Annotated in this window: 22 protein-coding genes; 10 read left to right on the forward strand and 12 right to left on the reverse strand. The window is 67.9% G+C overall.

Going from position 1 to position 24,960, the window contains the following annotated elements; all coding sequences use genetic code 11:
• Window positions 1-2 precede the first annotated feature (2 nt).
• From FBY20_RS23725 to FBY20_RS23740, 4 genes are read right to left on the reverse strand one after another with little or no spacing between them, the layout of a single operon-like run.
• Window positions 3-1,136 (reverse strand): acyl-CoA dehydrogenase family protein, encoded by a 1,134-nt coding sequence (locus FBY20_RS23725; protein WP_142054928.1) that lies wholly within the window; start codon window positions 1,134-1,136, stop codon window positions 3-5.
• Window positions 1,137-1,145: 9 nt separating this feature from the next.
• Complete coding sequence (locus tag FBY20_RS23730) at window positions 1,146-2,342, reverse strand: acyl-CoA dehydrogenase family protein (RefSeq protein WP_142054930.1); 1,197 nt, start codon at window positions 2,340-2,342, stop codon at window positions 1,146-1,148.
• A gap of 9 nt (window positions 2,343-2,351) precedes the next feature.
• Window positions 2,352-3,533 (reverse strand): acetyl-CoA C-acyltransferase, encoded by a 1,182-nt coding sequence (locus tag FBY20_RS23735; RefSeq protein ID WP_056318180.1) that lies wholly within the window; start codon window positions 3,531-3,533, stop codon window positions 2,352-2,354.
• Window positions 3,534-3,557: 24 nt separating this feature from the next.
• On the reverse strand, window positions 3,558-5,678 hold the full coding sequence (locus FBY20_RS23740) for a 3-hydroxyacyl-CoA dehydrogenase NAD-binding domain-containing protein (protein ID WP_142054932.1): 2,121 nt from the start codon (window positions 5,676-5,678) through the stop codon (window positions 3,558-3,560).
• 207 nt (window positions 5,679-5,885) lie between these two features.
• Between FBY20_RS23740 and FBY20_RS23745 the strand changes: the two genes are divergently transcribed.
• From FBY20_RS23745 to sodC, 4 genes are all read left to right on the forward strand, one after another.
• A complete protein-coding gene (locus FBY20_RS23745; RefSeq protein ID WP_056318184.1) occupies window positions 5,886-6,818 on the forward strand; it encodes a LysR family transcriptional regulator in 933 nt (310 codons plus the stop codon).
• A 53-nt stretch (window positions 6,819-6,871) separates the two neighbouring features.
• Window positions 6,872-8,086, forward strand: coding sequence for an AI-2E family transporter (locus tag FBY20_RS23750; protein WP_056318187.1), 1,215 nt, complete (start codon window positions 6,872-6,874; stop codon window positions 8,084-8,086).
• A gap of 78 nt (window positions 8,087-8,164) precedes the next feature.
• Entirely contained in the window at window positions 8,165-9,493 is a 1,329-nt protein-coding gene (locus tag FBY20_RS23755) for a DUF445 domain-containing protein (RefSeq protein ID WP_062841004.1), read from the forward strand.
• A 166-nt stretch (window positions 9,494-9,659) separates the two neighbouring features.
• Window positions 9,660-10,184 carry a superoxide dismutase family protein gene (sodC, locus tag FBY20_RS23760; protein ID WP_142054934.1) on the forward strand — a complete coding sequence of 175 codons (525 nt, stop codon included), beginning with the start codon at window positions 9,660-9,662 and terminating at the stop codon, window positions 10,182-10,184.
• Between the two features lie 31 nt (window positions 10,185-10,215).
• On the opposite strand, the gene FBY20_RS23765 is transcribed toward sodC, so the two are convergent.
• The gene (locus FBY20_RS23765; protein ID WP_142054936.1) at window positions 10,216-10,839 is read right to left on the reverse strand and encodes a glutathione S-transferase family protein; all 624 of its coding nucleotides are present in this window, start codon (window positions 10,837-10,839) and stop codon (window positions 10,216-10,218) included.
• A gap of 243 nt (window positions 10,840-11,082) precedes the next feature.
• On the opposite strand from FBY20_RS23765, the gene FBY20_RS23770 reads away from it, so the two are divergent.
• The 5 genes from FBY20_RS23770 (at window position 11,083) to FBY20_RS23790 (ending at window position 16,196) form a co-directional block, all read left to right on the forward strand.
• On the forward strand, window positions 11,083-11,784 hold the full coding sequence (locus FBY20_RS23770) for a response regulator (RefSeq protein ID WP_056318199.1): 702 nt from the start codon (window positions 11,083-11,085) through the stop codon (window positions 11,782-11,784).
• Window positions 11,777-13,084, forward strand: coding sequence for an ATP-binding protein (locus tag FBY20_RS23775; protein WP_142054938.1), 1,308 nt, complete (start codon window positions 11,777-11,779; stop codon window positions 13,082-13,084). The genes FBY20_RS23770 and FBY20_RS23775 overlap by 8 nt, the downstream gene beginning before the upstream one ends.
• 160 nt (window positions 13,085-13,244) lie before the next feature.
• Entirely contained in the window at window positions 13,245-14,201 is a 957-nt protein-coding gene (locus FBY20_RS23780) for a glycosyltransferase family 9 protein (protein WP_056318206.1), read from the forward strand.
• Window positions 14,176-15,333 carry a glycosyltransferase family 4 protein gene (locus tag FBY20_RS23785; protein ID WP_142054939.1) on the forward strand — a complete coding sequence of 386 codons (1,158 nt, stop codon included), beginning with the start codon at window positions 14,176-14,178 and terminating at the stop codon, window positions 15,331-15,333. Before FBY20_RS23780 ends, FBY20_RS23785 begins: the two co-directional genes overlap by 26 nt.
• Entirely contained in the window at window positions 15,330-16,196 is an 867-nt protein-coding gene (locus FBY20_RS23790) for a carboxylesterase (RefSeq protein ID WP_160144433.1), read from the forward strand. Before FBY20_RS23785 ends, FBY20_RS23790 begins: the two co-directional genes overlap by 4 nt.
• Here the strand turns inward: FBY20_RS23790 and FBY20_RS23795 are convergent.
• The 7 genes from FBY20_RS23795 to FBY20_RS23825 all read right to left on the reverse strand — a co-directional run bounded on the left by FBY20_RS23795 (window position 16,174) and on the right by FBY20_RS23825 (window position 24,153).
• Window positions 16,174-17,424, reverse strand: a complete 1,251-nt coding sequence (locus FBY20_RS23795) for an MFS transporter (protein ID WP_142054943.1) — start codon at window positions 17,422-17,424, stop codon at window positions 16,174-16,176. The genes FBY20_RS23790 and FBY20_RS23795 overlap by 23 nt on opposite strands.
• A gap of 105 nt (window positions 17,425-17,529) precedes the next feature.
• Window positions 17,530-18,321, reverse strand: coding sequence for a type I methionyl aminopeptidase (gene map / locus FBY20_RS23800; protein WP_142054945.1), 792 nt, complete (start codon window positions 18,319-18,321; stop codon window positions 17,530-17,532).
• On the reverse strand, window positions 18,322-18,567 hold the full coding sequence (locus FBY20_RS23805; RefSeq protein ID WP_056318213.1) for a ParD-like family protein: 246 nt from the start codon (window positions 18,565-18,567) through the stop codon (window positions 18,322-18,324). It lies immediately after the preceding gene.
• 74 nt (window positions 18,568-18,641) lie between these two features.
• Complete coding sequence (locus FBY20_RS23810) at window positions 18,642-19,361, reverse strand: DUF2894 domain-containing protein (protein WP_142054947.1); 720 nt, start codon at window positions 19,359-19,361, stop codon at window positions 18,642-18,644.
• A complete protein-coding gene (locus tag FBY20_RS23815; protein WP_056318218.1) occupies window positions 19,351-20,001 on the reverse strand; it encodes an OmpA family protein in 651 nt (216 codons plus the stop codon). The genes FBY20_RS23810 and FBY20_RS23815 overlap by 11 nt, the downstream gene beginning before the upstream one ends.
• Window positions 19,998-23,294, reverse strand: coding sequence for a DUF802 domain-containing protein (locus FBY20_RS23820; RefSeq protein ID WP_142054949.1), 3,297 nt, complete (start codon window positions 23,292-23,294; stop codon window positions 19,998-20,000). Before FBY20_RS23820 ends, FBY20_RS23815 begins: the two co-directional genes overlap by 4 nt.
• Window positions 23,295-23,304: 10 nt before the next feature.
• Window positions 23,305-24,153 carry a DUF3348 domain-containing protein gene (locus FBY20_RS23825; RefSeq protein ID WP_142054951.1) on the reverse strand — a complete coding sequence of 283 codons (849 nt, stop codon included), beginning with the start codon at window positions 24,151-24,153 and terminating at the stop codon, window positions 23,305-23,307.
• Window positions 24,154-24,339: 186 nt separating this feature from the next.
• Here FBY20_RS23825 and FBY20_RS23830 point away from each other — a divergent pair, with 186 nt between their 5' ends.
• Entirely contained in the window at window positions 24,340-24,918 is a 579-nt protein-coding gene (locus FBY20_RS23830) for a M23 family metallopeptidase (RefSeq protein WP_081101038.1), read from the forward strand.
• Window positions 24,919-24,960: the final 42 nt, after the last annotated feature.

The following is a 24,960-nucleotide window of genomic DNA, read 5'->3' on the forward strand; positions in this document are numbered from 1 at the left end:
GCTCATGCCTGCCCCAGCGCGATGTAGCGCCGCAGGTGGTGGTCTTCGTCGCCCAGCTGGTGGTCGATCATGACCAGGCGCTTGGCGTAGTGCGCCAGAGGCAGTTCCCACGTCATGCCGATGCCGCCATGCAACTGGATGCATTCCTCGGCCACCAGCGTGCCGATGCGGCCGATCGTGACCTTGGCCGCGGACAGCGCGCGTTCGCGCGTGGCGCGATCCGGATGGTCCACAGCGGCCGCCGCGTTGATGACGGCCGAGCGCGCCTGCTCGATTTCCAGCAGCACGTCGGCCATGCGGTGTTGCAAGGCCTGGAAGCTGCCGAGCGGCGCGCCGAACTGGCGGCGCGTGCGCAGGTATTCCAGCGTGGCGTCGCGCGCGCAGTCCATGGCGCCCACGGCTTCCGCGCACAGCGCCAGGATGCCGCGGCCCACGGCGCGTTCCAGCAGCGCGTGACCGGCCTGCGCGTCGCCCAGCAGGGCGTCGGGGGCGAGCTTGACGTTGTCCAGCACCAGTTCCGCTGCGCGACCGCCATCGATCAGTCCGTAGCCCCGCAGCGCCAGGCCCGGCGTGCCCCGGGTCACCAGGAACAGGCCGATGCCCGATTCGTCGTCGACATTGCCCGCCGTGCGCGCCGACACCAGGAACAGGTCGGCATGTTCGCCCGCGTAGACGACGGCCTTGGCGCCGTTCAACACCCAGCCGTCGGAGCTGGGTTCGGCGCGCGTGGCCACCTGATTCAGGTCGTAGCCCGACGCCGGTTCGGCGTGGGCCAATGCGGCGGTCAGGCTGCCGGCGATCAGGCCGTCCAGGGCTTCGCGCTGCGCCGGCGAGCCCGCCGCGGCGATGGCGCTGCCGACCATCACGGCGTCCAGGAAGGGCTCGACCACCAGGCCCCGTCCCAGGGCTTCGAAGACGACGGAGATATCGAAGCCCGCGCCGCCCAGGCCGCCATCGGCCTCGGTGAACAGTGCGCCGATGGCGCCCAGCTCGGCGTAGCGGCGCCAGAACTCGGGGCTGTAGCCCTCGCGCGATTCGGCGTGGCGCATGCGCGTGGTGAAGTCGTATTGCTCGGCGACAAAGCGGCGCAGCATGTCCGAGAGCATGCGCCGGTCTTCGGTGTGTTCGAAATTCATGGCCAGCCCTTACAGTCCCAGGATCATCTTGGAGATGATGTTCTTCTGGATTTCATTGGAGCCGCCAAAGATCGACAGCTTGCGGTTGTTGAAGTACTGCGCCGCGGCGCTGTTTGCGCCGTCCGGGCCGATGGGGGGCGCGTCATAACCGTCGTGCAACGCCTCGGGCACGAAGGGGCGCGCGTACGGGCCCATGGCGCGGCGGTTCAAGGCGCTGATCTCTTGGCGGATCTGCGTGCCGCGGATCTTCAGCATCGAGCTCTCCGCGCCGGGCGCGCCGCCGCCAGCCACCGCCGCGACTACGCGCAGGTTGGTCGTGCGCATGTTGGCCAGCTCGATCTCCACGCGCGCCAGGCGCGCGGCAAAATCCGGGTCTTCGGCCAGCGGGCGGCCGTGCCGCTTCTGGCGCGCGGCCACGGCTTTCAGGCGCTCTAGCGCGGCCGTGGATTGGCCGACGCCCGCGATGTTGGTGCGTTCATAGGTCAGCAGGTACTTGGCGCAGGTCCAGCCGCGGTTTTCCTCGCCGACCAGGTTTTCGGCAGGCACGCGCACGTCCGAGAAGAACACCTCGTTGACCTCGTGCTCGCCGTCCAGCGTGATGATCGGGCGCACTTCGATGCCCGGGCTGTTCATGTCGATCAAGAGGAAACTGATGCCTTCCTGGCGCCGGCCTTCCTGCGAGGTGCGCACCAGGCAGAAGATCATGTTGGCGTACTGGCCCAGCGTGGTCCACGTCTTCTGGCCGTTGACGACATAGCTGTCGCCGTCGCGCACGGCCGTGGTCTTGAGCGACGCCAGGTCCGAGCCCGCGCCGGGTTCCGAGTAGCCCTGGCACCACCAGTCCGACCCGTCCAAAATGCGGGGCAGCCAGTAGCGGCGCTGCGCCTCGGTGCCGTACTTGATCAGCACGGGTCCCAGCATGCTCAGGCCGAAGGGCACGATGCGCGGCGCATTGGCCAGCGCGCATTCGTTGTCGAAGATGTACTTCTGCGATGCGCTCCAGCCCGTGCCGCCATATTCAACGGGCCAATGCGTGGCCAGCCAGCCTTGCGCGTTCAGGATGGCATGCCACTCGGTCATGTCGTCGCGTGTCAGCAGCTTGCCTTCGCTGACCTTGTCCGACAGCCGCCGCGGCAGCTTCGCGTCCAGGAAGGCGCGCACCTCGTCGCGGAAGGCGATTTCTTCGGGGGTGAATTCCAGATCCATGCGGGTCTCTCAGTAGATTTCAAACAGGCCGGCCGCGCCCATGCCGCCGCCGATGCACATCGTGACGACGGCGTAGCGGGCGCCGCGGCGGCGGCCTTCGATCAGGACGTGGCCTGCCAGCCGCGCGCCCGTGACGCCAAAGGGATGGCCCAGGGCGATGGAGCCGCCGTCCACATTCAGGCGATCCATGGGGATGCCGAGCTTTTCCTGGCAATACAGCGCCTGCGACGCGAATGCCTCATTCAGTTCCCACAGGTCGATGTCCTGCACCTTCAAGCCGTGGCGGGCCAGCAGCTTGGGCACCGCGTACACCGGGCCGATGCCCATTTCGTCGGGCTCGCAGCCGGCGATGGCCAGGCCGCGGAACGCGCCCAGCGGCCGGATGCCGGCGCGCTGCGCTTCGGCGGCTTCCATCAGCACGCAGGCCGCCGCGCCGTCCGACAGCTGCGAGGCATTGCCCGCCGTGACGAACTGGCCCTCGCCCCGGACGGGGGCCAGGCCGGCCAGCGCCTCGTAGGTGGTGCCGGGGCGGTTGCAGGTGTCCTTGTCCACCGTCACTTCGCGCTCGGTGACGGCGCCTGTCGCGCGGTCCGTGACGGACATGGTGGTCGTGACCGGAACGATCTCCTCGCGATAGCGGCCGGCGGCTTGCGCGGCCTCGGTGCGCGCCTGGCTTTGCGCGGCAAAGCGGTCCTGCGCCTCGCGGCTGATGCCGTAACGCGCGGCCACGATGTCGGCGGTCTCGATCATGGGCAGGTACAGCTCGGGCTTGTTGGCCACGATCCATGGGTCCATGCCGCTGACGCCATCGTCGCGCGTGCGGATCTGCGATACCAGTTCCACGCCGCCGGCGATCACGGCGGGCGCACCATCCATCACGATGCGGCTCGCGGCCGAGGCGATCGCCTGCAGGCCGGACGCGCAATAGCGGTTGATCGTGGCGCCGCCGACGCTGACAGGCAGCTCGGCACGGATGACGGCCTGCCTGCCGATGTTGCGCCCGGTCGCGCCTTCCGGATAGCCGCAGCCGATGAACGCGTCTTCGATCAGGGCGGGGTCGATGCCGGCGCGGTCCACGGCGGCGCGCACGGCGTGCGCGGCCAGCGTGGGCCCGGCGATCAGGTTGAATTCGCCGCGCCCCGCCTTGGTGATGGGGGTGCGGGCAGTGGAGACGATGACGGCTTCGCGCATTGGGGTTCCTAAAAGGTATTTGGATCAGGCGGCGTTCAGGCTGCCAAAGGTGCGGCCGGATTCGGCCAGCTGCACGAGCAGCGGCGACGGCTTCCAGAACGCGGGGTCTTCGGCCGCGTAGCCGCGGATGTCGGCCAGGATTTGCGCCAGGCCCACGCTGTCGGCGTAGTGCATCGGGCCGCCGCGATGGCGCGGAAAGCCGTAGCCGGACAGGAACACCACGTCGATGTCGGACGGACGCAGCGCGATGCCCTGATGCAGCACGTTGGCGGCTTCATTGACCATGGCGGCCAGATAGCGCCGCAAAATGTCTTCCTGCGTGAATGGGCGGGGCGTGACGCCGGCGCGGCGGCGTTCTTCGTCGATGATGGCCAGCACCTCGGGGTCTGGCGTGCCCTGGCGGGCGCCGTCGGGATACAGATAGAACCCGCGGCCGGTCTTCTGCCCGAACCAGCCGCGCTCGCAGAGGCGGTCGGGAATCTGCACATAGCGCAGCGCGGGATCGCGCGTGGCGGCGCGGCGCTTGCGCGTGGCCCAGCCGATGTCGCCGCCCGCCAGGTCGGCCATCTGGTAGGGACCCATCGGATAGCCGAACGCGCGCACGGCGGCGTCGATGTCGTACGGCGAGGCGCCATCCTCCATCATCATGTCGGCCGCCTGCCGGTGCACGGCCAGGATGCGGTTGCCGATGAAGCCGTCGCAGACGCCCGCGCGCACGGGAATCTTGCGCAGCCGCCGCGCCAGCTCGAAGCCGGTGGCCACGGTATCCGGCGCGGTATGACGGCCGACCACCACTTCCAGCAGCTTCATGATGTTGGCGGGCGAAAAGAAGTGCAGCCCCAGCACGTCGGCGGGCCCGCGCGTCGCTTCGGCGATCCGGTCCACGTCCAGATAAGAGGTATTGGTGGCCAGCACCGCGCCGGGCTTGGCCACGCGGTCCAGCTGCGCAAAGACCGCCTGCTTGACGGCCATGTCCTCGAACACGGCTTCGATGATGAGATCGGCCTCGCCGAGCGCGTCGTAATCCGTGGCGCCGGTAAAGCGCGCCAGGCGGGCCGCGCGTTCGTCAGCGGTGATGCGGCCTTTCTTGACCAGCAGGTCGTACACCTGTTCGACGCGGGTGCGGCCGCGCGCCAGGGCCGCATCATCCTGTTCGACCATCACCACCGGCAGACCGGCATCCAGCACCGCCACGGCGATGCCCGCGCCCATCGTGCCGCCGCCCACGATGCCCACGCGTTCCAGACGACGGGAACGGGCTTCCTTGAGCTCGGGAATCTTGGCGCTGTCGCGCTCGGCGAAGAACGCGTGGATGAGCGCGGCGCGTTGCGGGCTGTCCAGGCATTGCAGGAACAGGGCGCGTTCGGTGCGCAGGCCCTCGTCGAAGGGCAGGTCGATCGCGGCGCGCACGGCTTGCACGATCTTGGCGGGGGAATACAGGCCACGGGTGGTGTCGGCCACGCGTTCGGCCGCCGCGTTCACCGCCGCGCGTTGCGCAGTCTGGTCCGCCAGCGCATGACCCGCGTCGCGCGTGCGGCGCGGGCCTGCGTTCAGCGCCAGCAGCTGGCGCGTGTAGGCCAGGCCGGCGTCCAATGGATCGTCCTCGGCGGCCAGGGCGTCGACCAGCCCCGCTGCCAGGGCTGCGTCGGCGGACAGGGGCTTGCCGCTCAGCATCATGTCCAGCGCCGCGGCGGCGCCCATCAAACGGGGCGCGCGTTGCGTGCCGCCCGCGCCGGGCAAAAGGCCCAGGTTCACTTCGGGCAGGCCCAGCTTGGCGCTGGCCAGCGCCACCCGGTAGTGCGCCGCCAGCGCAATCTCAAGCCCGCCACCCAGCGCCGCGCCATGCAAGGCGGCGATGACCGGCTTGGCGCTGGCTTCGATCTGGTTGCACAGGTCCGGCAGCAGGGGCGGTTGCGGCGGCTTGCCGAATTCGCGGATGTCGGCGCCCGCGATGAAATTCTTGCCGGCGCCAATGAGCAGGATCGCGCGCACCCGCGTGTCCGTCTGCGCCTGCGCGATGGCCTCGGACAACGTGCGGCGCACGGTGGCGCTCAGGGCGTTGACGGGAGGATGGTCGATGACGACGACCATAATGTCTTCATGGCGGCGCGTCTGGGCCGCGCCGGTGCTTGCGCTGTCTGTCATGGACAGTGTCTCCTTAATCGCTTCCTGCTCGCGCGCCGCGCCGGCATGCCGGAGCGCCGACGGCTGCGCGAGCGGAGCCTGGGGCGGGCCAGGCGTGGCCCGTCTGTTATGGCTTTATTCTTTCCCAGCAAAGATGTCTTGACAATGGCATCGATAATTGACACTCCGGATAAGAAAATTTGACAATGCACGGCAAGGAGCGCCGTCATGGACACCAAATCCCTCACCCTGCTGGTCGAAATCCTGGACGCGGGCAATCTCAGCGAAGCCGCGCGCCGCCTGAAAATGACGCGGGCCAACGTCAGCTATCACCTGAGCCAGCTCGAGCGATCGGTGGGCATGCAGCTCGTGCGGCGCACGACCCGGCGCGTGGAGCCCACCGAGATTGGCCTGAAGCTGTACAAGCACGGCCGCAGCATTCAGGACGAACTGGCGGCCGCGCGCGAGTCGATCGAAACGCTGGGCAAGACGCCGCAGGGAAAGGTGCGCCTGAGTGTGCCCAGCGGGTACGGGCAGTTCGTAATGACGCCCTGGCTGCTTGAATTCAAGAAGACATACCCCGACATCGTGCTGGACGTGCTGTTCGAGAACAGCGTCGAAGACCTGCTGCGCGACGAGGTCGACATCGCCGTGCGCATCATGTCCGACCCGCCGCAGCACCTGGTCGCGCGGGAACTGGGTCAGGTGCGCTACGTGGCCTGCGCGTCCCCCGACTATGCGGCAAGCCGCGGCCTGCCGCAGCGGCCGGAAGACCTGGCCGGCACGCCCGTCATCAGCGCCGCCGTGATCGGGCGGCCGCTGCGCCTGTCGGCCTACTACGGCGGCCAGCCCCGCCAGCATGTTGTGTTGGAACCCACCGTCATTTCCCGCAACTACGCTTTCCTGCGCGACGCCATCCGCGCGGGGTTGGGCGTGGGCGTGGTGCCGGACTACGTGGTGCATGAAGACATCGTGCGCGGCGAACTGTTACCGGCGCTGACGGACTGGCGGTTGAGCATTTTCGGGCGCGGCATGTATATGCTGTACATGCCCAACCGCCATCATCCGCGCGCGCTGGCAATGATGATCGAATTCATCCTCGAACGCGCGCAGCGGAGGCATGACGGCGAGCCCGGTCTGCTGGCGGTAAGCCCTGGTTGAACCGCGCGGGCACGAGACTTGCTGAAGGCCTTCGCAAATTGGATGTGAGGGGAATGATGGACAGCGCGACGCCAGTGGACACCTCGACGCCGAGGCAGGGCCCGGAGCCGGTGACGGCCCCGCCGGCCGACGATAAACCCGAACCGCCAGAAGAAAAGGTCACGGCCCAGGACGCTGGCCTTATCAAGCCGCCCGCGCCGACGCCGCTCGTGCGCGTCAGCGGCTTTTGCCTCGTGACGCTGACGGTGCTGGCGGTGCTGTTCGGCCTGAAGGCTGCGCAAGAATTCATCGTGCCGGTGGTGATGGCGATCGTGGTCGCCTACACCCTGGACCCCGTGGTGGCAATGCTTGAAAGGTACCGCGTGCCCCGGTCGCTGGGCACGGTGGTCGTCATGGGCGCCATCGCGGTCGGAATTGGCTGTGTGATCTATTTCACGCAGGACCAGGTCACCGGCATCATCAATGCGCTGCCCGAGATATCGAGCAAGCTGTCCCGTACGCTGGGCGGCCTGTTGAGCGGGGACGGGTCGTTTCTTGAAAAATTGCGCAACGCAGCAAGCATCCTGCAGGAATCCGGCGCGCCCAAGGCAGGCGGGCGGGTGGTCGTCGCGAAACCGGATGCGGGCCTGAGCGACATCTTGTTGTGGGGCTCGAAAGGCCTGGCGACCTTCGTGGGGCAGGCGACCATGTGCGTGTTCCTGGTCTTTTTCCTGCTGCTGTCGGGCAACGCGTTCAAGCGCAAGTTCGTGAAGATGGCCGGCAATACGCTGTCGCAGAAGAAGATCAGCGTGCACATGCTGGACCAGATCAACAACTCCATCCACATGTACATGGCGATGATGCTGGTGACCAACGTGGCGCTGGGTCTGCTGTCGTGGGTGGCGTTCCGCTGGCTTGGGCTGGAAAACGCCGCGACGTGGGCGGTGGTGGCCGGTGCGCTGCACATCATTCCGTACTTCGGTCCGCTGATGACGGCGGTCGGCACGGGCATTGCCGGCCTGATCCAGTTCGGAGAACTTGGCCCGGCGCTGGCGATCTCGATGAGTTCGGTTGCGATCGCGCTCTTGATCGGCGTGCTCGTCACCACCTGGATGTCGGGGCGGATCGCCCGCATGAACGCCGTCGCCGTGTTCATCGTGCTGCTTCTCTTCACGTGGCTGTGGGGCATCTGGGGCACGCTGCTGTCGCTGCCCATTGCGTTCATCGCAAAGGTGGTTTCCGACCACATCGAAGGGCTGGAGGCATTGTCCGAGTTCCTGAGCGAGTAGGCCTTGCGGGCAGGCCCGGCCGCAATGGCCGGGCGGCGTGCGATTGGTATGCTTGCACCTCGAATCACCGGATTCTCCATGACCGACACTTTCCGTTCCGACCGGCTCTCCGGCGTGCGCGCCGCGCCATCCCTGGATGCGCGGCGCACGCAATTGCGCCGCATGAAGATCGCGGCGCTGGCGCTGCTGGTGGCCATGGTCAGCGGCTTCATCACCAGCCACGTCATGGGCGGGCAGGGCGCGTGGGCATGGGTGCGCGCCTTTTGCGAGGCCGCCACCGTGGGCGCGCTGGCCGACTGGTTCGCCGTCGTCGCGCTGTTCCGGCGGCCCATGGGCCTGCCCATTCCGCACACCGCCATCATCCCCAGCAATAAGGACCGTATCGGCGACAGCCTGGCGGTGTTCGTGCGCGATCACTTCCTGGACCCCGATACCCTGATCGAAAAGCTGCGCGTCTTTGACCCCGCCGCGCGGCTCAGCCGCTGGCTGGCGCGGCCCGCCCAGGCCCGTGCCCTGAGCGACGGCGCGCGCCGGGTGGCGTTGCAAACGCTGGACCTGCTGGATGACCGCGCCGTGCGGGGCGTCATCCAGGAGTTCGTGGTCAGCAATCTGCGCCGCTGGGACGCGGCCGCCACGGCGGGCGAGGTCCTGGGCCTCTTGACCCGCGACGGGCGGCACCAGGAATTGCTGGACGCCGCGCTGGAACGCCTGGGCGGCTATCTGGCCGAGGAAGACGTCAAGGAACGGGCGTCGACGCTGCTCGTGAAGTTCGCCCGCAAGGAATGGCCGCGCATCATCGCCGCCGTCGACGTGGTCAAGTCCGTCGACAACATTGCCGACAACCTGGCCGACCGTCTGGCGCGCGCGCTGGTCGAAGAGCTGCGCGATGTGCTGTCCCAGCCCGATCATCCGGTGCGCCGGGACTACGAGGCCTGGGTGATGAACTACATCGAACGCCTGAAGACGGATCCCGCCCTGGCCGGCCAGGTCGAAGCGCTGAAGCAGCGGGCCATCGACCATCCCAAGGTCCAGGAGTACGTCCAGGGTCTGTGGGACGACATCCATGCGGCGCTGCGGCGCGACCTGGCGGACGAACACTCCGCGCTGGCCGCGCACCTGGAAAGCGCGCTGCTGGCGCTGGCCCGCAAGCTGGGCGAAGACCCGCGGCTACGCGAGGCCATCAACAACCACATCCTGGGCGGCGCGCGGCGGCTGACCGGCCGGCTGCGCGTGGGCGTCACCGAGCACATTTCACGCACCGTCAAGAATTGGGACGAGCGCCATCTGGTCGATGAACTTGAGCTCAGCGTGGGGCGCGACCTGCAATACATCCGCTTTAACGGCACGCTGGTCGGGGGGCTGATCGGCGTGCTGCTGCACGCGGTGATCCTGCTGGTGAACGGATAAACGGCGCGGTGTCCTACGCCGTGTCAAACCTTGTATCAGGAATGAAGTTTGCTGGCGGACCGCCCGGCGCCGGTGCTATCTTCATTGGCGCCACCCATCGCGCGAGGCGCGCGTCTCGCTCCGTTGGCCGCCCGCAGTTCGCGGGCATCTTTCCAGGAGGCAATTCATGAAGAAATTCTCGATGCTTGTCACGGCGCTGGCTTTGGCGGGCGCGTCCGGCGCGGCGCTGGCCGAAGACGTCTCGATGTCGTTCCTGACGCCAGAAGGCGTGGGCAAGAGCGCCGGCACCATCACCTTGAAAGACACCAAGGAGGGGCTGCAGTTTACGCCGCACCTCAAAGGCCTGCCGCCGGGCGAGCGGGGTTTCCACGTCCACGAGAAAGGCTCCTGCGAGCCGGGCATGGTGAATGGCAAGACCGCGCCGGGCGGTGGCGCGGGCGGCCATCTGGACCCGAAGGGCACCAAGGCCCACAAGGGACCGATGGCGACCGACGGGCACCAGGGCGACCTGCCGTTCCTTACCGTTGCGTCGGACGGCAGCGCGACGAAGACGGTGCTTGCCCCGCACTTGAAACTGGCCGACGTGAAGGGGCGCGCGCTGATGATCCACGCGGGCGGCGACAACTACAGCGATAAGCCCGAGCCGCTGGGCGGCGGGGGCGGACGCCTGGTTTGCGGCGTCGTGAAGTAGGAAGGATGACGGCGCCGGTCGCGTTCCGTTCTCAGGCCGTCCCGTTGCGGCCGTATTGCCGGTAGCCGTCGCGCTCGGCCAGGCGGTCGTAATAGGCCGCCACCGATGGCAGCGCGGGCTTACCGAAAGGCGTCCGGAACCACCGGTTCACGGACAGCCCAACGGGAATGTCGGCCAACGTGAAGGTGTCGCCCGCCACGTACGCCCGGGTGCCGGCCAGGCGTTGATCCAGGATTCCCATGAATCGCGCCCATTCCTTGCACGACGCCTCGATGGCAGCGGCGTCCTGGTGCGCGGGCGACTGCCGGGCCAACGCCATGAACGCGTAGCTCCAGGACCGGTTCAGGTCCGTTGCCTGCCAATCCATCCACTGATCCACCCGGGACCGCGCCTTGGGCTCGGCCGGATAAAGATGCCGCCCGTCATACTGGCCCGCCAGATAGCGGATGATGGTGTTGGACTCCCACAGCACGAAGTCGCCATCCTGAATCACCGGCACCATCGCATTCGGATTGCGCGCCAAAAATTGCGGATCGGACGTCGGCCGGAAACCGCTGCCCCAGTCTTCGCGATCGAAGGGCAGGTTCAGTTCGGCGCAGGTCCACAGCACTTTGCGCACGTTGATGGACGAGGCCTTACCCAGAATTTTCAGCATGGCAGCCAGCCCGGCGGGGCGTTCGGAAGTTCAGGATCGCCGCAGTCTAGCGGGCGGCAAGGGCCACCGCCAGATACAGATCGGCCGATGCGCAGCCAGAACAGGATCCCAGCAAACCACACGTGTCCGACTGCGCCGGTATCGCTGAGGAGCCCGCATCGCGCGCGCGGCAGAGGGCGGGCTTCGGTGTATGCTTGCCGCGCCATTGCACTGTGACGGTGCATGAACCTCTGTCTGCCCACCATGACCAAGGCCCTGTTAGTCGAAGACGATACGAAGCTGGCGCGCCTGATCGCGCAGTTTCTGGAACAGCACGGTTTCAATGTTGCCCAGGCTTATCGGGGCGATCACGCGGTGGATGCGTTTCGCCGCCACGAGCCGGCCATCACCATCCTGGACCTGATGCTGCCGGGCCGCGACGGCTTGCAGGTCTGCCGCGACCTGCGTGCGTTCTCGACTGCGCCGATCCTGATGCTGACGGCGCGCGAAGACGACCTGGATCACATCCTGGGCCTGGAGTCCGGCGCGGACGATTACGTCATCAAGCCCGTGGAACCGCGCGTCCTGCTGGCGCGGATCCGCGCCTTGATGCGGCGCCACAACCAGACCGAGCTGCAGCCTGAACGCCTGGATTTCGGCGCGCTGTCCATCGACCGCCAGACGCGCGCGGTGATGCAGTCCGGGGTCGAGGTCGACCTGACGACACTGGAATTCGAAATGCTCTGGGCGCTTGCCAGCCAGGCTGGGCAGGTGTTGACGCGCGACGATCTGCTGAACGCGGTGCGCGGCATCGAATTCAATGGGCTGGATCGCACCGTGGATGTGTGCATCAGCAAATTGCGCCGCAAGCTCGATGACGATCCGCGGGATCCGGCCCGCATCAAGACCATCTGGGGCAAGGGCTACCTGTTCTCGCCCAAGGGTCACGAGCTGGACGATGCTTAAGTTCGTCCTGCGCATCTTCGTGGTGCTGGCCATTGGCTTCGTGCTGTCCAACGAAGTCGTCGACCGGGCGGCAAACTATCTTTTTGAGTCGGAGACGGCCAATTACACGCGCGAAGCCGTCCGAGGCCAGTTGCATAGCCTGAAGCAGGAGCTGGCCCACGTGCCGCCGGACGCGCGCCCCGACTACGTGCGCAACACGCTGGCGCCGCATTACGGGCTGGCGTTGCAGGTGCTGGAGCCGGCCGACTACAACGCGGCCGATTTCGCGCTGACCGGCGATGAACGGCGCACCATCGACGCGGGCGGGTTCTTCCTGCGCGACAACCTGATGAGCTTCGTGGCGGCAATACCGGGCCCGGGGGCACAGTGGCTGATGGTCAAGCTGCCGCCCGAGCCGCTCGTCGGCACGTGGGTGATCGTCGCGATCTACGCTGCCCTGGGCGTGCTGTTGTGCGCCTTCATGCTGGTGTGGGCGCTGCCGGTCTGGCGCGACCTGGAGGCGCTGAAGACCGCCGCGCAGCGGATGGGGCAGGGCGACCTGCGGGTGCGCGCCCAGCTGTCGCGGTTTTCCAGCATCCGTGGGCTGGGCGACACCTTCAACCAGATGTCCGAACGCATCAGCGCGCTGATCAGCAATCAGCGCGAACTGACCAACGCGGTATCGCACGAACTGCGCACGCCCATCGCCCGCTTGTCGTTCGAACTGGACATGATCGAGCAAGAGGCCGATCCCGCCGCGCGCCGGCGACTGGTCGAAGACATGAAGAACGATGTCGCCGAGCTGGACAGCATGGCGTCGGAATTGCTGATGTACGCCCGCCTGGAACACAAGAGCGACGACATTCCGCTTCAAGCCCAGGACGCCCGCGGGTGGCTCGATTCCGTCGTGCAGCATGCGTCGTTCGAGGCCGACTTGTCGGGGGTGCAGTGCGTGGTGACGCACTGCGATGCAGGCGACGTGCGGCTGCACCCGCGCTACATGACGCGCGCCTTGCTCAATCTGCTGCAGAACGCCATCCGCCACGCCGGCGGGCAGGTGCAGGTCGGACTTGCCAGCCCCGCGCCACGGCAGTACGTGCTGACGGTGGACGACGACGGGCCGGGCGTGCCGCCCGCCGATCGCGAGCGCGTGTTCGATCCCTTCATCCGGCTCGACGAAAGCCGAGCGCGCGGCACTGGCGGTACCGGGCTGGGCCTGGCGATTGTGCGCCGCGTGGCGCGATGGCACAACGGCGAGGCGCTGGTGTCCGAGAGCCCGCTGGGCGGCGCCCGCTTCGTGATTCGCTGGCACGCGGCCTGATCTGACCCGCCCGCCGCGCGCGGCCGCCGGCGTTGTGCAGTGGTATGCCGGGCCGCTTAATGCTTCTTCACAATTGTTAAAGAGATCCGGGAAATTTGCCTGACGGCTCCCGATACATTGCCGGCCATCGGCCAACTGGCCGTCAATACGGAGGCTGCAGGTGTCGGAGATCGTTGTGTATGTCAGAAGCCAGCCGCAGCTGGGCGACCAGATCGTCGCCATGCCAACGCTGTATCAGCTCAAGACATGGTGGCCATCGCGCCGGCTGAAGGTGGTCGCCCGTGACGACGTGGGCAATTTCTACCGGGCGCTGCCGTGGGTCGACGAGTTCGTGCGTGCCTCGACATTCATCGATTACCTGCGCAGCCTGAAATCCGAGACCCGCATGTCCGTCAGCCTGCATCACAGCAGCGAGCGATTCGGCGTGGTCAATCTGCTGCGCCGCCCGGCGATCCGGTTGGGCTTTCGCAATGCCCGCTTCAGCGACGTGGCCTGGACGCATTGCCATCGCAAGGACATCACCGAATACATCGGCCAGGCCAATCTGCGCTTGCTGGCGTCGTACCGGCCATTCGACCTGGAAGGGGCGACTCGCGCCTGTTTCTATACGCTGGCGCGTCCGCACCTGCGCGTGCCGTTGGGCGGCGACGTGGTGATGATTCCCGGGGGCGGCGCCGGCGACTTCAAGCGCTGGAGCCTGTCGAACTACCTGCGGCTGGCCGACAGGCTGAAACCGCTGCTGGGCGCCGGCACCCGCTTTCTCTTTGTGCTGGGCCAGCAGGAAGCCGCGGAGCGGGATGCCCTGCGCGCGATGCAGCGGCCCGACTTCTCCATTGCCTATTGCCGGCCCATCGCCGAGCTGAGCGCCATCATGCTGCGCGCGCGGCTGGTGGTGGCCAACGATTGCGGCCCTTCGCACATCGCGCAAGGCGCTTGCGTGCCGTATGTGGGCGTTTTCAACGAAGCGAATCCCGAGTGGTTCTGGCGCCGGCGCGGTTCGGCGTTCGTGGTGCCGCGGCATCCGCCAAGCGGCATCAATTCGATCACGCCCGGCGAAGTGCTGGCGGCCTGTCTGAATGTATTGGATCATCATGCGCATACTGCACACGCTGGCTGAGCGCAGTCTGGGCGGATTGGAATTCCGCACGCTGGAGCAGGCGAGCTGGCTGCACCTTCACGGCTACGAAGTCGCCATTGCGTCGCCCTCGGGCAGCGCCGTGAGTCACGCCGCGCGCGAGCGCAAGCTGACGACCGTGGATATTGACTTCAACCCTGCCTACTCGCCCAGGACCGTCCTGGCGCTGCGCCGGGCCGTCCAGGCAATGCGCATCCAGGTCATCGATAGCCATAGCCGCGCAGACGCCAAGACGGCCGCGCTGTGCCGGGATCTGTGCGCGGTCGTGCGCACGCGTCATTTTGCCAAGCCCATGCGTTCGTCCCTGCGCCGCCGGCTGGAATGGAAGCTCGGCTGCGACCACGTCATCGCCACCAGCGACGTCGGCAAACAAGAACTGCTGGCGGCCCGGCTGGTGCCGGCGGACCGGATCAGCGTGGTCGGGGAGTGGGCCGGCGACGCGTTCTTTCAGTCCGGTGACGCGACGGATGCCGTCCTGCGGATCCGTCGCGGCTTGGGGATACCGGCGCCCAAGGCGTCTTACGTCATCGCCACCGTGGGGATGCTGCGCCCGGAGAAAGGCCAGGCCGATCTGCTTCACGTGGTGCAACGCCTGCGCATCCAAGGGGTGCCCGCGGTGGCCCTGGTCGTGGGCATGGCAACCGCGCGCACACAACCGTATGCATATTCGCTGTACCGCCTGGCCGTGGATCTGGGCATCGCGGAGCATGTCGTGTTTGCAGGTCATCGGACGGACGTGCCCGACATGATCCGCGCCGCGGACGTGGTGCTGGTTCCGTCCGCGACCGAAGCCTGGTCGCGCATCGTGCCCGAGTCCTTCGCCGGAGAGCGGCCCGTCGTTGCCAGCAATGTGGGTGGCCTGCCGGAGATCGTCGTGCCGGGCCGTACCGGCTGGCTTGCCGCGCCCGGTGACGTCGCGGCGTATGCCGATTGCATCCTGCAGATCCGGAACCGGCCTTGGCATGCCCAGGCCATTGTGGCCAACGCGCGGGCGTTCGCAGATGCGCATCTGCGCCTGGGAGAAAAGATGTTCCGCACGCTCGAGGCGTATCGCGTGGCCGTGGGCGCACGCTTGCCGCCCGAACGCTATCAGCGCGGGGGAGCGTCGGCTTGACCACGATCGACAGGGTCTGCAAGGTGGCGGCGCGTCCGGACCCGTGCGCGACGTCCGTCATCGGGACGGCGACGGCATGCGATGGCCCACTGCCGCCGTTGGCGCCCCAGGCCGGCGAGCAGTTGCTTGTGGGCAAGGGCGAGCGCGCGCGCACGGGAATCCTGCTGATCCACCGCCTGGGCGGCGCGCCCTGGGAAATGCACGAACTGGCGCGCGGCCTGAATGAACAGGGCTACAGCGTGATGGCGGTCAAGCTGGCGGGCCATTGCGGGTCGCGGCAAGAATTGGCCGGCGCAGGGTGGATGGATTGGCTGGCCAGCGTGCGCCGGGGGGCAGATATGCTGGCCAGCCGGACCGATCGCGTCGTCGTCGGCGGAATCGCCACGGGCGCCGTGCTGGCCCTTGCGCTGGCGCAGGAACGGCCGTTCCACGTCGCTGGCGTCCTGGCGTTATCGCCCGTGCTCCGTCATGACGGCCGTGCGGGTCCGCGCCGGGCAAGCAGGGCCTTCCTGCTGCCGGTGTTGCGTGTGCTGGGCATCGCCCGGCATCGCGCGCTGCCGGGACGGCAGCGCCGCGCGGGCTTGCCGGGCACGCCGTGGGGGGCGCTGGGCCAGATGCGTAAGCTGGCGGCCGCGGTACTGCGCCGGATGGACATGGTGCGAGCGCCGTGCCTCGTCATCCATGCACGGCACGACGACGTCGCGACCGTATCCGGCGCGTTCGAGATCGCGAAAACGGCGCGCAACACGAATGTGCACTTGCAGCTGCTGGCAGACCGTGAGCATGTGATCACGATGGGCCGCGGATGCGGCGATGTCGTCTCGCGAGCCACGGCATTCGTCAGCGGGATTGCTTGGCCTTGATAGCGGGTTGCGCAGGAACCAATTCTGGCTGCCTTTCCACCCGCAGCACCGGCGACGTGAACAGCACGGCGAACTGGATGAAGAAGCCGGCGGTCGATACCCAGAGGCAGGCTTCTACGCCGAACTTCGCAGCCAGGGTGGCGCCGATCAGGGCTCCAATGGGCCGCGCGCCGAAGTTGGCCGTCACGATGACGGATGACACACGGCCCAGCAAGGCGTTGGGCGTGACCGATTGGCGCAGGGTGGTCGTGGTGATGGTCCACAGGATGGGCCCTGCGCCGAACAGGAAGAAGCCCACGGCCGCCCATGCGCCCGATGGAAAGGCCAGCGTCGTCAGCAGGATGATGCTGGCCAGCAACGCGGATAGCGGTCCCGCGCCGATCATCGCGCCGAACGACAGCCGGCGCGCGAGCCACGGTGCCGCCAGCGCGCCGGCCAGCATCCCCGCGCCGTAGATGCCCAGCGTGATGCCGACGCCCGCGGCCGACAAGCCCAGCCGATCCACGGCGTAGGCAACGTAGATGGCCAGCAGGACAAACCACGCGGTATTGAAGAAGAGGGCGGTCAAGAGAACCGGGCGCAACAAGGGATGTGTGGCGACGAATGCCGCACCTTCGCGCAGTTCGGTCAGCGGATGGCGCCGCATGGCGGGCTTGGGCGCATCTTGCGGCAGGCCGGCAAGAAACACGGCGGCCAGCAGCGACAGGGTGGTGGCAAGCACGTAAGCGGTGGATGCGCCCATCCACCCGACCAGTGCGCCGCCCGCGGCCGGACCGGCGGAGAAGGCGGCGCTGCGCGCCAGCTCCAGCCAGCGGTTCGCGTTGGACAGTTCGGCAGGTGGAACCAGCTTGGGCACCAACGCGGGGGCCGCGACGTTGTAGGCGACAGTGCCCACCGCCCCGGCAAAGCCCAGCGCCGCCAGCCATTGCAGGCTGAGGCCGCCCGTCCACAAAAGCGTCAGCAGTGCAATCAGGCTTGCCGCGCGCACGCACTCGGCGCCAGTCATGAGGGTTCGGCGCGACATCCGGTCGGCCAGCACACCGGCGGGCAGGGAAAGCAACAGGAACGGCAGCGTTTGCGCGGTCTGCAGATAGCCGGTCTGCGCCGCGGTGGCGCCCAGCGTCAGCACGGCATACAAGGGCGCAGCCGCCAGCGCGATCTGCTCGGAGAATTGCGCGGCAAGGTTCGACGCCGCAAGGCGGCGGAAGGCGGAGGGCAGGGCGGGCATGGGAAGGGAGCGGCGGGCGCCGCGCAAACGGCAAGGGCACGATGTTGATCGTACCCTTGCGGCCCCGCACTCCGGTCCTTGCGCTGCGGCAAGGACGCGCTTCGGTCAGGGAATGGGCGGGTAGTCGCCGAAGCCGTCGGGCCAGGTGGTCAGCACGTCGTAGCCGGTCTCGGTGACGACGACCATGTGTTCCCATTGGGCGGACAGCGAGCGGTCCTTGGTGACGACGGTCCAGCCGTCGGGCAGTTGCTTGGTCTGCGGCTTGCCGGCATTGATCATGGGTTCGATCGTGAACATCATGCCGGGCTGCAGCACCAGGCCTTCTCCAGGCCGGCCATAGTGCAGCACCTGCGGATCGTCGTGGTAGATCTGGCCAATGCCGTGGCCACAGTATTCGCGCACGATGCTGAAGTGCTCGCGGTGCGCGACGGTCTGGATGGCGTGGCCGATGTCGCCCAGCGTGGCGCCGGGCTTGACGGCCATGATGCCGGCGCGCATGGCTTCATAGGTGGTGTTGACCAGGCGGCGCGCCAGGGGGCTGGGCTGGCCGACGTAGTACATGCGGCTGGTGTCGCCGAACCAGCCGTCCTTGATGACCGCGACGTCGATGTTCAGGATGTCGCCGTTCTTGAGCACCTTGGCCGACGGAATGCCGTGGCAGATCACGTGATTGACCGACGCGCAGATGGTCTTGGGAAAGCCGTGGTAGCCCACGTTGGCGGGCGTGGCTTTCAGCACGTTGACGATGTAGTCGTGACAGACGCGGTCAAGCTCGTCGGTGGTGACGCCGGGGCGAACGTGTTCGCCGATCATGTGCAGCACTTCGGCCGCCATGGCGCCCGCCTTGCGGGCCATTTCGATGTCGGCGGGCGATTTGATGGAAACTTTCTTGGCCATTTATGCGGCCTCCTGCTGCGCGGGTTGCGGCAACCCTTGCGAGAGGGAGGCGATGGTGAAGCCTTCGGCCTGGTCGATGCGGATCAGCAATTGGCAGATGTCGGCATGGCGCAGTTCGGGATAGAGCTCGGAAAGCATGCCGATGCGCATCCAGTGTTCGGCCTGGGAATTGATGGAGCGGCTGAGGGCGCCGCTGGCGACGCGCAGGTTCTCGTGCATCTGCTCGGAAATTTTGACGATACCCATGGTGGATGTAATCCGTATATGTTTCGTATATGGAACGTATCGTACTGCGCCGAGCCGCCGCGTGCAAATCGGCCTCAGGCGGATTCCTTGCTTTCCTTGGCTGGCTTGCGGGGCTTACTGCGCGCGGACTTTTTGGCGGCGCCGGCACGGGGCGCTTCCTTGGGCGCCGGGGCGGCCGCCGCGGTCATTTGCTCCATCCACATCAGCGCGTCCGTGTATGACAGGAACTGCTGCAGGTAACCGGGCGACATTTCGCGCATCAGGGAGAGCGCGCGGTGCACGAGCTGATTGGAGTTGAGCGGGCCGGCGTTCTTGTGGACCTGTTCCTGCGACTGGCGAACCTGGCGGTCGGCGCTGAAGCGGGACCAGAGCGTCTGGAATTCGTCGAGGAGCGGCAGCTCGGGATAGGCGGCGCGCAGGCCCAGCGGGTCGAACCGCTCGGCGCACGCGCGGTCGGCTTGCGCGTCCGCAGCCTGCGGTTGGCCCGGTGCACCGGGGTTGTCCAGGTAGGCGACCAGGCCGGCGAGGGGGCCGTGTTCGGGGGCAGGCGGTGGGGCAGGGAAGTCCTCGGCGGCGCCCGCGTTCGTCAGAGCCGATTCGTACGCCTGGATCAGTTCGGCCAGCCGCCCATCCAGCCGCTCGCGGGCGAGGCCGTCATACGCGGCCGCGCGCCGTGCCAGCGCGTCGATCAGATGAAAACGCAGCGGGTCGGCGCGGTCGGCGCCGCTGGCGCGCCAGCCGTCCAGCACGGCGCGCGGGTCCAGGACCGCCTCGCGGCTGCCGTCACTGCTCACCGGGCTTACCCGCTTCGTTCGAGGGTTTGGGGATGGGCGTGATTTCGACGCGCCGGTTCTTGGCGCGGCCTTCCTCGTCCGCGTTGGACGCGACCGGCTGCTCGGCGCCGAAGGCCGCGGCAAAGACCATTGACGACGGTACGCCTTCGTCGATGAGCGCGCGCGTCACGGTGAGGGCGCGCTGCGCGGAAAGATCCCAGTTGTCGGCAAAGCGCCGGTTGCCCTCGCGCACCTGCTGGTCGTCAGTGAAGCCGCTGACCATCAGGATTTCGTTGTGGGTCTTCAGGTAGGCGGACAGCGGTTCGATCAGGCTTTTCAGGATCTCGCGGCCTTCGGGTTGAAGCTGATCGGAGTTCAGGGCGAAGAGCACGCTGCCGCTGATGCCGATGCGGCCGTTCACGAGCGTCACGCGGCCAGCGGCAAGCGGGCCGGCCAGCGCCTGTTCCAGCGTCTCGCGGCGCTGCGTCTCTTCCTGGCGCTGCTTGACCTCTTCCTCAAGCTGCGTCGACAACTGCAACTGCACCGCGACGACGCTGACCAGGATGAGGACGAAGGCGCCCAGCAACACCGACATCAGGTCGCCAAAGACGGCCCAGGCCGGCGCCGTCGGCTCCACGCCGCCGTCGATATCCTCGCTCATGCCGTTTCCGCTCCGGCCGTGGCGCGCTGGGCGGCGAGCTGCTGCAGGTTCTCGATGATCTGCTTTTGCGACATGAGGCTCAGGTCGACGACCTCACGGGCCTGCGCCACGTAGTACGACAGTTGCTCGTCGCCGCGCGCGATGGATTTGTCCAGCGCCGCTTCGATGCGTTGCAGGTGCGCCGTGAGCTTGTCGTTCGATTCGCCGAAGGCCTGCACGGCGGCGCCGAAGGATTCGCCCAGGCTGGCGACCTCGACCGCGCTGCTGGTGACCAGCGAGGCGACTTCGGTCAGCTTGCCGGTTTCGGACTCGACCTTGTCGGTGAACTGCGCGCCCACGCGCTCCAGCATGTCTGCCGACGACGCCACCAGGGCATCGACGGCCGTGCGCTGCTCGGCCGCGGTGTGGTTGACGGCGTCCAGCAGCGTGCCGAGCGTCTCGAGCAGGCGGTTGCGCTCTTCGAGCATGTCGTTGTCGCGCACCATGCTGTCCGACAGCTTCTGGCGCAGTTCGCCGATGACTTCGGCGGCGGCGCGCGGCGCCTCGGACGCGGCCTGGACCAGACGGCCGATCTCGGCGATGGTTTCGCTGGCGTGGGCCTGCGTTTGCGCGGTGATGTCCTGCGCAGTGAGGCTGAGGGTGTCGCAGATCTCTTGTTGCAGGCCGGCCGCCTGCGCGCCCGCCTGCTGCCATTCGGTGCGCAGCGCATTGGCCATGTCCGCCAGCTTGGCCGTCCAGGCGGCCAGGCGTTCCTCGTCGTTGGCGGCCAGTGCCGCTTGCAGGGCGGTGTGCGATTGTTCCAGCGTCTGCAGCAGCTCGGCCGAATGCGCGCCGAAGGCGGCAGACGCGGTTTGCAGCGCGTCGCGGTTGTCGTCGGCTAGTTGCTTGCCGACGGTTTCCTGGCGGGTCTGCGCGTCTAGCCAGGCTTGCGTGACGCCGCCGGCGGCCGTCTCCAGACGAGACGACACGGTTTCCAGAAGCGCGGCCTGTTGCTGCGTCTGGGCGGTGATGTCGCGGGCGGTCTGGCTGAGCGCGTCGCTGATTTCCAGCTGGCGCAGGGCGGCCTGCGTGCCGGCCTGTTCCCATTCTTCGCCCAGCTTGGCGGCCATCGCCGTCAGCGAGCCGGTCCAGGCGGTCAGGCGTTCTTCGTCGCGCGAAGCCAGCGCGGCCTGCAGGTCGGCGTGCGACTGGTCCAGCGTGCGCAGCAGCGCGTCGGCATGCTGGCCGAAGGCGGCCGCCGCCGTTTCGAGGGCGCGCTGGTTGTCGGCGGCCAGTTGTTTGCCCAGGTCTTCCTGGCGGGTCTGGGCGTCCGTCCAGGCCTGCGTGACGCTGCCGGCCGCCGTTTCCAGGCGGGTCGACACGTCTTGCAGCAGCCGGGCTTGCGCTTCGGTCTGGCCGGCGATGCCGCGCGCGGTCTGGGCGAGCGCGTCGTTGATTTCCTGCTGGCGGGCGACGGTGTTCGCGCCGGCTTGTTCCCAGTCCTGGCCCAGCTTGGCGGTCATGGCCCCCAGCGTGCCGCTCCACGCAGCAAGGCGTTCTTCGTCGCGCGCGGCCAGGGCAGCCTGCAATTCGGTGTGCGACTGGTCCAGCGTGCGCAGGAGCGATGCGGCGTGTTGCTCGAATGCCGCCGTGGCGGCTTCCAGCGCGGCCTGGTTGCCGGCGGCCAGCTTGCTGCTGGCTTCTTCCTGGCGGGCAAGCGCGCGGGTCCATTGGTCCGACACGCCGTTGGCGGCGGCCTCCATGCGGGCCGACACGCCTTCGAGCAGGGCAGCCTGCGCGGCGGCTTGTTCGGCAACGTCGCGCACGGTCTGCGCCAGGGTGTCGTTGATTTCCTGCTGGCGGACGGCGGCCTGCGCGCCGGACTGCTCCCATTCCTGGCGCAGCGTGGCGCCCATCGCGCCCAGCGTCTCGGTCCAGGCGGCCAGGCGCTGCTGGTCGCGCGAGGCAAGGTCGGTTTGCAGCGCGGCGTGCGACGCGTTCAGGGTGCGCAAGAGCGACGCCGAATGCTGCTCGAAGCTGGCGGCCGCGGCGGTGAGCGCCTGCAGGTTGTCGCCGGCCAGTTTTTCGCCGGCCTGCTGCTGGCGCGACAGCGCTTCGGTCCAGGCTTGCGACATGTCGCCCGACGACGCCTCCAGACGTGCCGACACGCTGTCCAGCAGGCTGGCCGAGCGTTGTTCGAAGGTCTGGGCGAAGCGGTCGAGCGATGCCCGCAGGTCTTGGGCCATGGCCTCGCTGGCGCGTTGCTGGCCAGCGACCGCCTGGCTCCAGATGCCGGCGACGTCCGTCGTTGCGGCTTGCAGGCCTGCCGTCAGGCCTTCGAGCTGCTGGCGCACGGCTTGGGTGACGGTGTCCTGCAGGGTGGCGGTTTCGCGGGACAGGCTGTCCATCGTGGCCTGCACGACAGGCTGCAGGGCCTCGCCGGCAGAGCGCGCGCTTTGCGCCACGCTGTCTTTCATGGACTGTTCCATGACGGACGCCAGCCGGGCGTAGGCGGCTTCGGCCTTGCCCTGAAAGGCGGTCTGGCTGGCGATCTGGCGTTCGTTTAGCGCCTGGTTCTGCTGTTCCATGCTCTTCATCATGGATTCCAGCTGGCCGACGATGGCGGGCATGGCTTCGGCCTGCCGCTGCATGATCTCGGCCTGGCGCTGGAGCAGCTTGAAGGATTCTTCGCGCTGGTAGCCTTGCGAGTACACGCGCAGCGTGGTCGCGGTCCTGGTATCGAGAAGCTGCGCCGCGTGGACACGGTCGCGCCGAGAAAGCGCGGCCAACAGGCCCAGCATGGCGGACGCGGCAACGCCGGCGATCGAGGTGCCGAAGGCAAAGCCCAGGCCCTTGACGGGGGCGGCCAGCGACGCGCGGATCGCGGCCAGATCGGTCGAGCTTTCAAGCGCAAGGCCAGTGCCGCGCAGCGTGACGACCATGCCAAGAAAAGTGCCCAGCATGCCCAGAAGGACCAGCAGGCCCACCAGATATGGCGTGAGCGACGGGCCGGGCAGGCCCACGCGCTCGCCTTCGATGCGCAGGCGCACGGCGTTGCGCAGTCCGGCCGGAAGCTTGTCCAGCCAGGCGCCGAGGCTGCCCGGCGCTTCGTTCAGGTCCGATACGGCGCGCGTCAGCGACGACGTTGCCTGCTGGTAGCGCAGCAGTTCAAGCGCGCCCGCCAGGTAACAGACGCCGATCAGCAGCGTCACGGCCAGCGCCAGCGGGTTCGTACCCGCGTAACCCGCGCCGATCCAGCCCACAACGGCCAGTCCGGCCAGGAAAACCACGATATTGATCAGATTCTTGGACATAGTGTCCTAATTAGCTGGTGCGAAGGGCGGCGAGCAGCCCTTCGACCGGTTGTAAACGAACATCCAATTCGGCCAGCAGAACGGCGCGCATGTCGGCACGGAACGTGTCCAGCCACGCGCCGGCGGTAATGGCCGGGGCGGGCGGCGACGTCCCGGCCTGCGCGGCGTCAACGGCGGGCGCCTCGGTATCGCCTTGCACGTTGGCCGCCGCATCGGCCGGCGCGCCCGGTTCAGCCAGGGCCTGCTCCGCAGCCTGCGCCAGCGCCGCTTCCTCGGCCTTGCGCAGGCGGTCGAAGTGCGCCTGCAGCAGTTTCGGGATTGCGCCCAGCAGGGCCCGCTCCTTGGGCAGCAGCGCGCGGTCCATGATCGCGTCCACGACGGCCAGACGCGTCCATTCCCCGTTGCGGGCGGCCACCATTCCGCGCAGCCGGCTGCGCAGGTTGCCAATGCTGGTTTCCATCGTGTGCTGCAACGACAGATACCGCTGGCGAAAGCTCGAATAATCGAACTCATCCTCGGTCAGGACGGCCGCCAGATTCTTGGCGGGCGTCCGAGCCGGGGCAACCCGCTTGGCGGCCGTGGCCGCCGTGTCGCTGGCGATGGCGTCGGCAAGCGTGGTGCGCACCCGCACGCATTCGCGTTCTTCGGCGCTGCTGAACATGCGGGCGCCGGGCGCAATCACGGGCGGAGCGGTATTGAGCGCCGCCGACAGGGCGATCGCGTCCGTCCAGCCAAGCCATTGGCTCAGATGGTCGGATAGCGACTGCCTGGACTGCTGGACTTCCGCGTCCGTCAGGCGAGTCAGCAAGCGAATGAGCGTCGGGCCGCTTAAACCTGTGCGCTGGGGGGCTTGCAACATACCACCAGAGTCAAAAAGGGGGGAGTTTACACGCTGCGACGGCCCCGGAGGGCCTGTCGGGACGCCCGGACCGGGGACAAAGCAAAAAATGGGGCCGCATCATGGCCGGCGCGTCGCCGCTGCCGCAACACTGTGTCGCCACCCGGCGGGCAGGAACCCTCGGCCCGCCCGTCCGTCGAACCCTGCATGGATGCCCGCACCCCCTGGCGATTTACCCGACGACTCCTCATGCTTGCCGCGCTGGCCGCCTTGGCGGTTTGGGCCTGGCCGCGCCTGCCCGAAGCGGCGCGCGCACCCTGGCACATGGCGCGGCTTTCCTGGCAGGACGCGCCGCTGTCGTTGCCCGTACCCGTGCAGGGCGTCGCGCCCCGGCGGCTGGCCGACACCTGGGGCGCCGCGCGGTCGGGCGGGCGCACGCATCAGGGCATCGACATCTTCGCCAAGCGCGGCACGCCGGTGCTGTCGGCAACCGAAGGCGTGGTTACGCGCATCGGCGAGAACACGCTGGGCGGCCAGGTGGTCTGGGTGATGGGCCCGGGCCGGCAGATGCACTATTACGCGCACCTGGACGGCTATGCGGATATCCGCCGCGGCCAGCTTGTTGCGCCGGGCGACGTGCTGGGCTTTGTCGGCAATACGGGCAACGCCAAAGGCACGCCGCCGCATTTGCACTACGGCATCTATGCCGGGGGCGGGGCGCTCAATCCCTATCCGCTCCTGATTTCGCCCGGCGGTTCCCCCATGCCGGTGTCGTCCCCGCAATAACCGCGCGGCGCGACGGTGTAGATTTGTGTCCTGGCCAGAACA

The sequence above is a fragment of the Achromobacter sp. SLBN-14 genome (assembly GCF_006715415.1).
Classification (GTDB): domain Bacteria; phylum Pseudomonadota; class Gammaproteobacteria; order Burkholderiales; family Burkholderiaceae_B; genus Achromobacter; species Achromobacter mucicolens.

Bases quoted from the DNA above. Each gene is read 5' to 3' on its own strand.
- FBY20_RS23725 (WP_142054928.1), bottom strand. From the start codon at position 1,136: ATGAATTTCGAACACACCGAAGACCGGCGCATGCTCTCGGACATGCTG.
- FBY20_RS23730 (WP_142054930.1), bottom strand. From the start codon at position 2,342: ATGGATCTGGAATTCACCCCCGAAGAAATCGCCTTCCGCGACGAGGTG.
- FBY20_RS23735 (WP_056318180.1), bottom strand. From the start codon at position 3,533: ATGCGCGAAGCCGTCATCGTCTCCACTGCCCGCACCCCCATCACCAAG.
- FBY20_RS23740 (WP_142054932.1), bottom strand. From the start codon at position 5,678: ATGACAGACAGCGCAAGCACCGGCGCGGCCCAGACGCGCCGCCATGAA.
- FBY20_RS23745 (WP_056318184.1), top strand. From the start codon at position 5,886: ATGGACACCAAATCCCTCACCCTGCTGGTCGAAATCCTGGACGCGGGC.
- FBY20_RS23750 (WP_056318187.1), top strand. From the start codon at position 6,872: ATGATGGACAGCGCGACGCCAGTGGACACCTCGACGCCGAGGCAGGGC.
- FBY20_RS23755 (WP_062841004.1), top strand. From the start codon at position 8,165: ATGACCGACACTTTCCGTTCCGACCGGCTCTCCGGCGTGCGCGCCGCG.
- sodC (WP_142054934.1), top strand. From the start codon at position 9,660: ATGAAGAAATTCTCGATGCTTGTCACGGCGCTGGCTTTGGCGGGCGCG.
- FBY20_RS23765 (WP_142054936.1), bottom strand. From the start codon at position 10,839: ATGCTGAAAATTCTGGGTAAGGCCTCGTCCATCAACGTGCGCAAAGTG.
- FBY20_RS23770 (WP_056318199.1), top strand. From the start codon at position 11,083: ATGACCAAGGCCCTGTTAGTCGAAGACGATACGAAGCTGGCGCGCCTG.
- FBY20_RS23775 (WP_142054938.1), top strand. From the start codon at position 11,777: ATGCTTAAGTTCGTCCTGCGCATCTTCGTGGTGCTGGCCATTGGCTTC.
- FBY20_RS23785 (WP_142054939.1), top strand. From the start codon at position 14,176: ATGCGCATACTGCACACGCTGGCTGAGCGCAGTCTGGGCGGATTGGAA.
- FBY20_RS23795 (WP_142054943.1), bottom strand. From the start codon at position 17,424: ATGCCCGCCCTGCCCTCCGCCTTCCGCCGCCTTGCGGCGTCGAACCTT.
- map (WP_142054945.1), bottom strand. From the start codon at position 18,321: ATGGCCAAGAAAGTTTCCATCAAATCGCCCGCCGACATCGAAATGGCC.
- FBY20_RS23805 (WP_056318213.1), bottom strand. From the start codon at position 18,567: ATGGGTATCGTCAAAATTTCCGAGCAGATGCACGAGAACCTGCGCGTC.
- FBY20_RS23815 (WP_056318218.1), bottom strand. From the start codon at position 20,001: ATGAGCGAGGATATCGACGGCGGCGTGGAGCCGACGGCGCCGGCCTGG.
- FBY20_RS23820 (WP_142054949.1), bottom strand. From the start codon at position 23,294: ATGTCCAAGAATCTGATCAATATCGTGGTTTTCCTGGCCGGACTGGCC.
- FBY20_RS23825 (WP_142054951.1), bottom strand. From the start codon at position 24,153: ATGTTGCAAGCCCCCCAGCGCACAGGTTTAAGCGGCCCGACGCTCATT.
- FBY20_RS23830 (WP_081101038.1), top strand. From the start codon at position 24,340: ATGGATGCCCGCACCCCCTGGCGATTTACCCGACGACTCCTCATGCTT.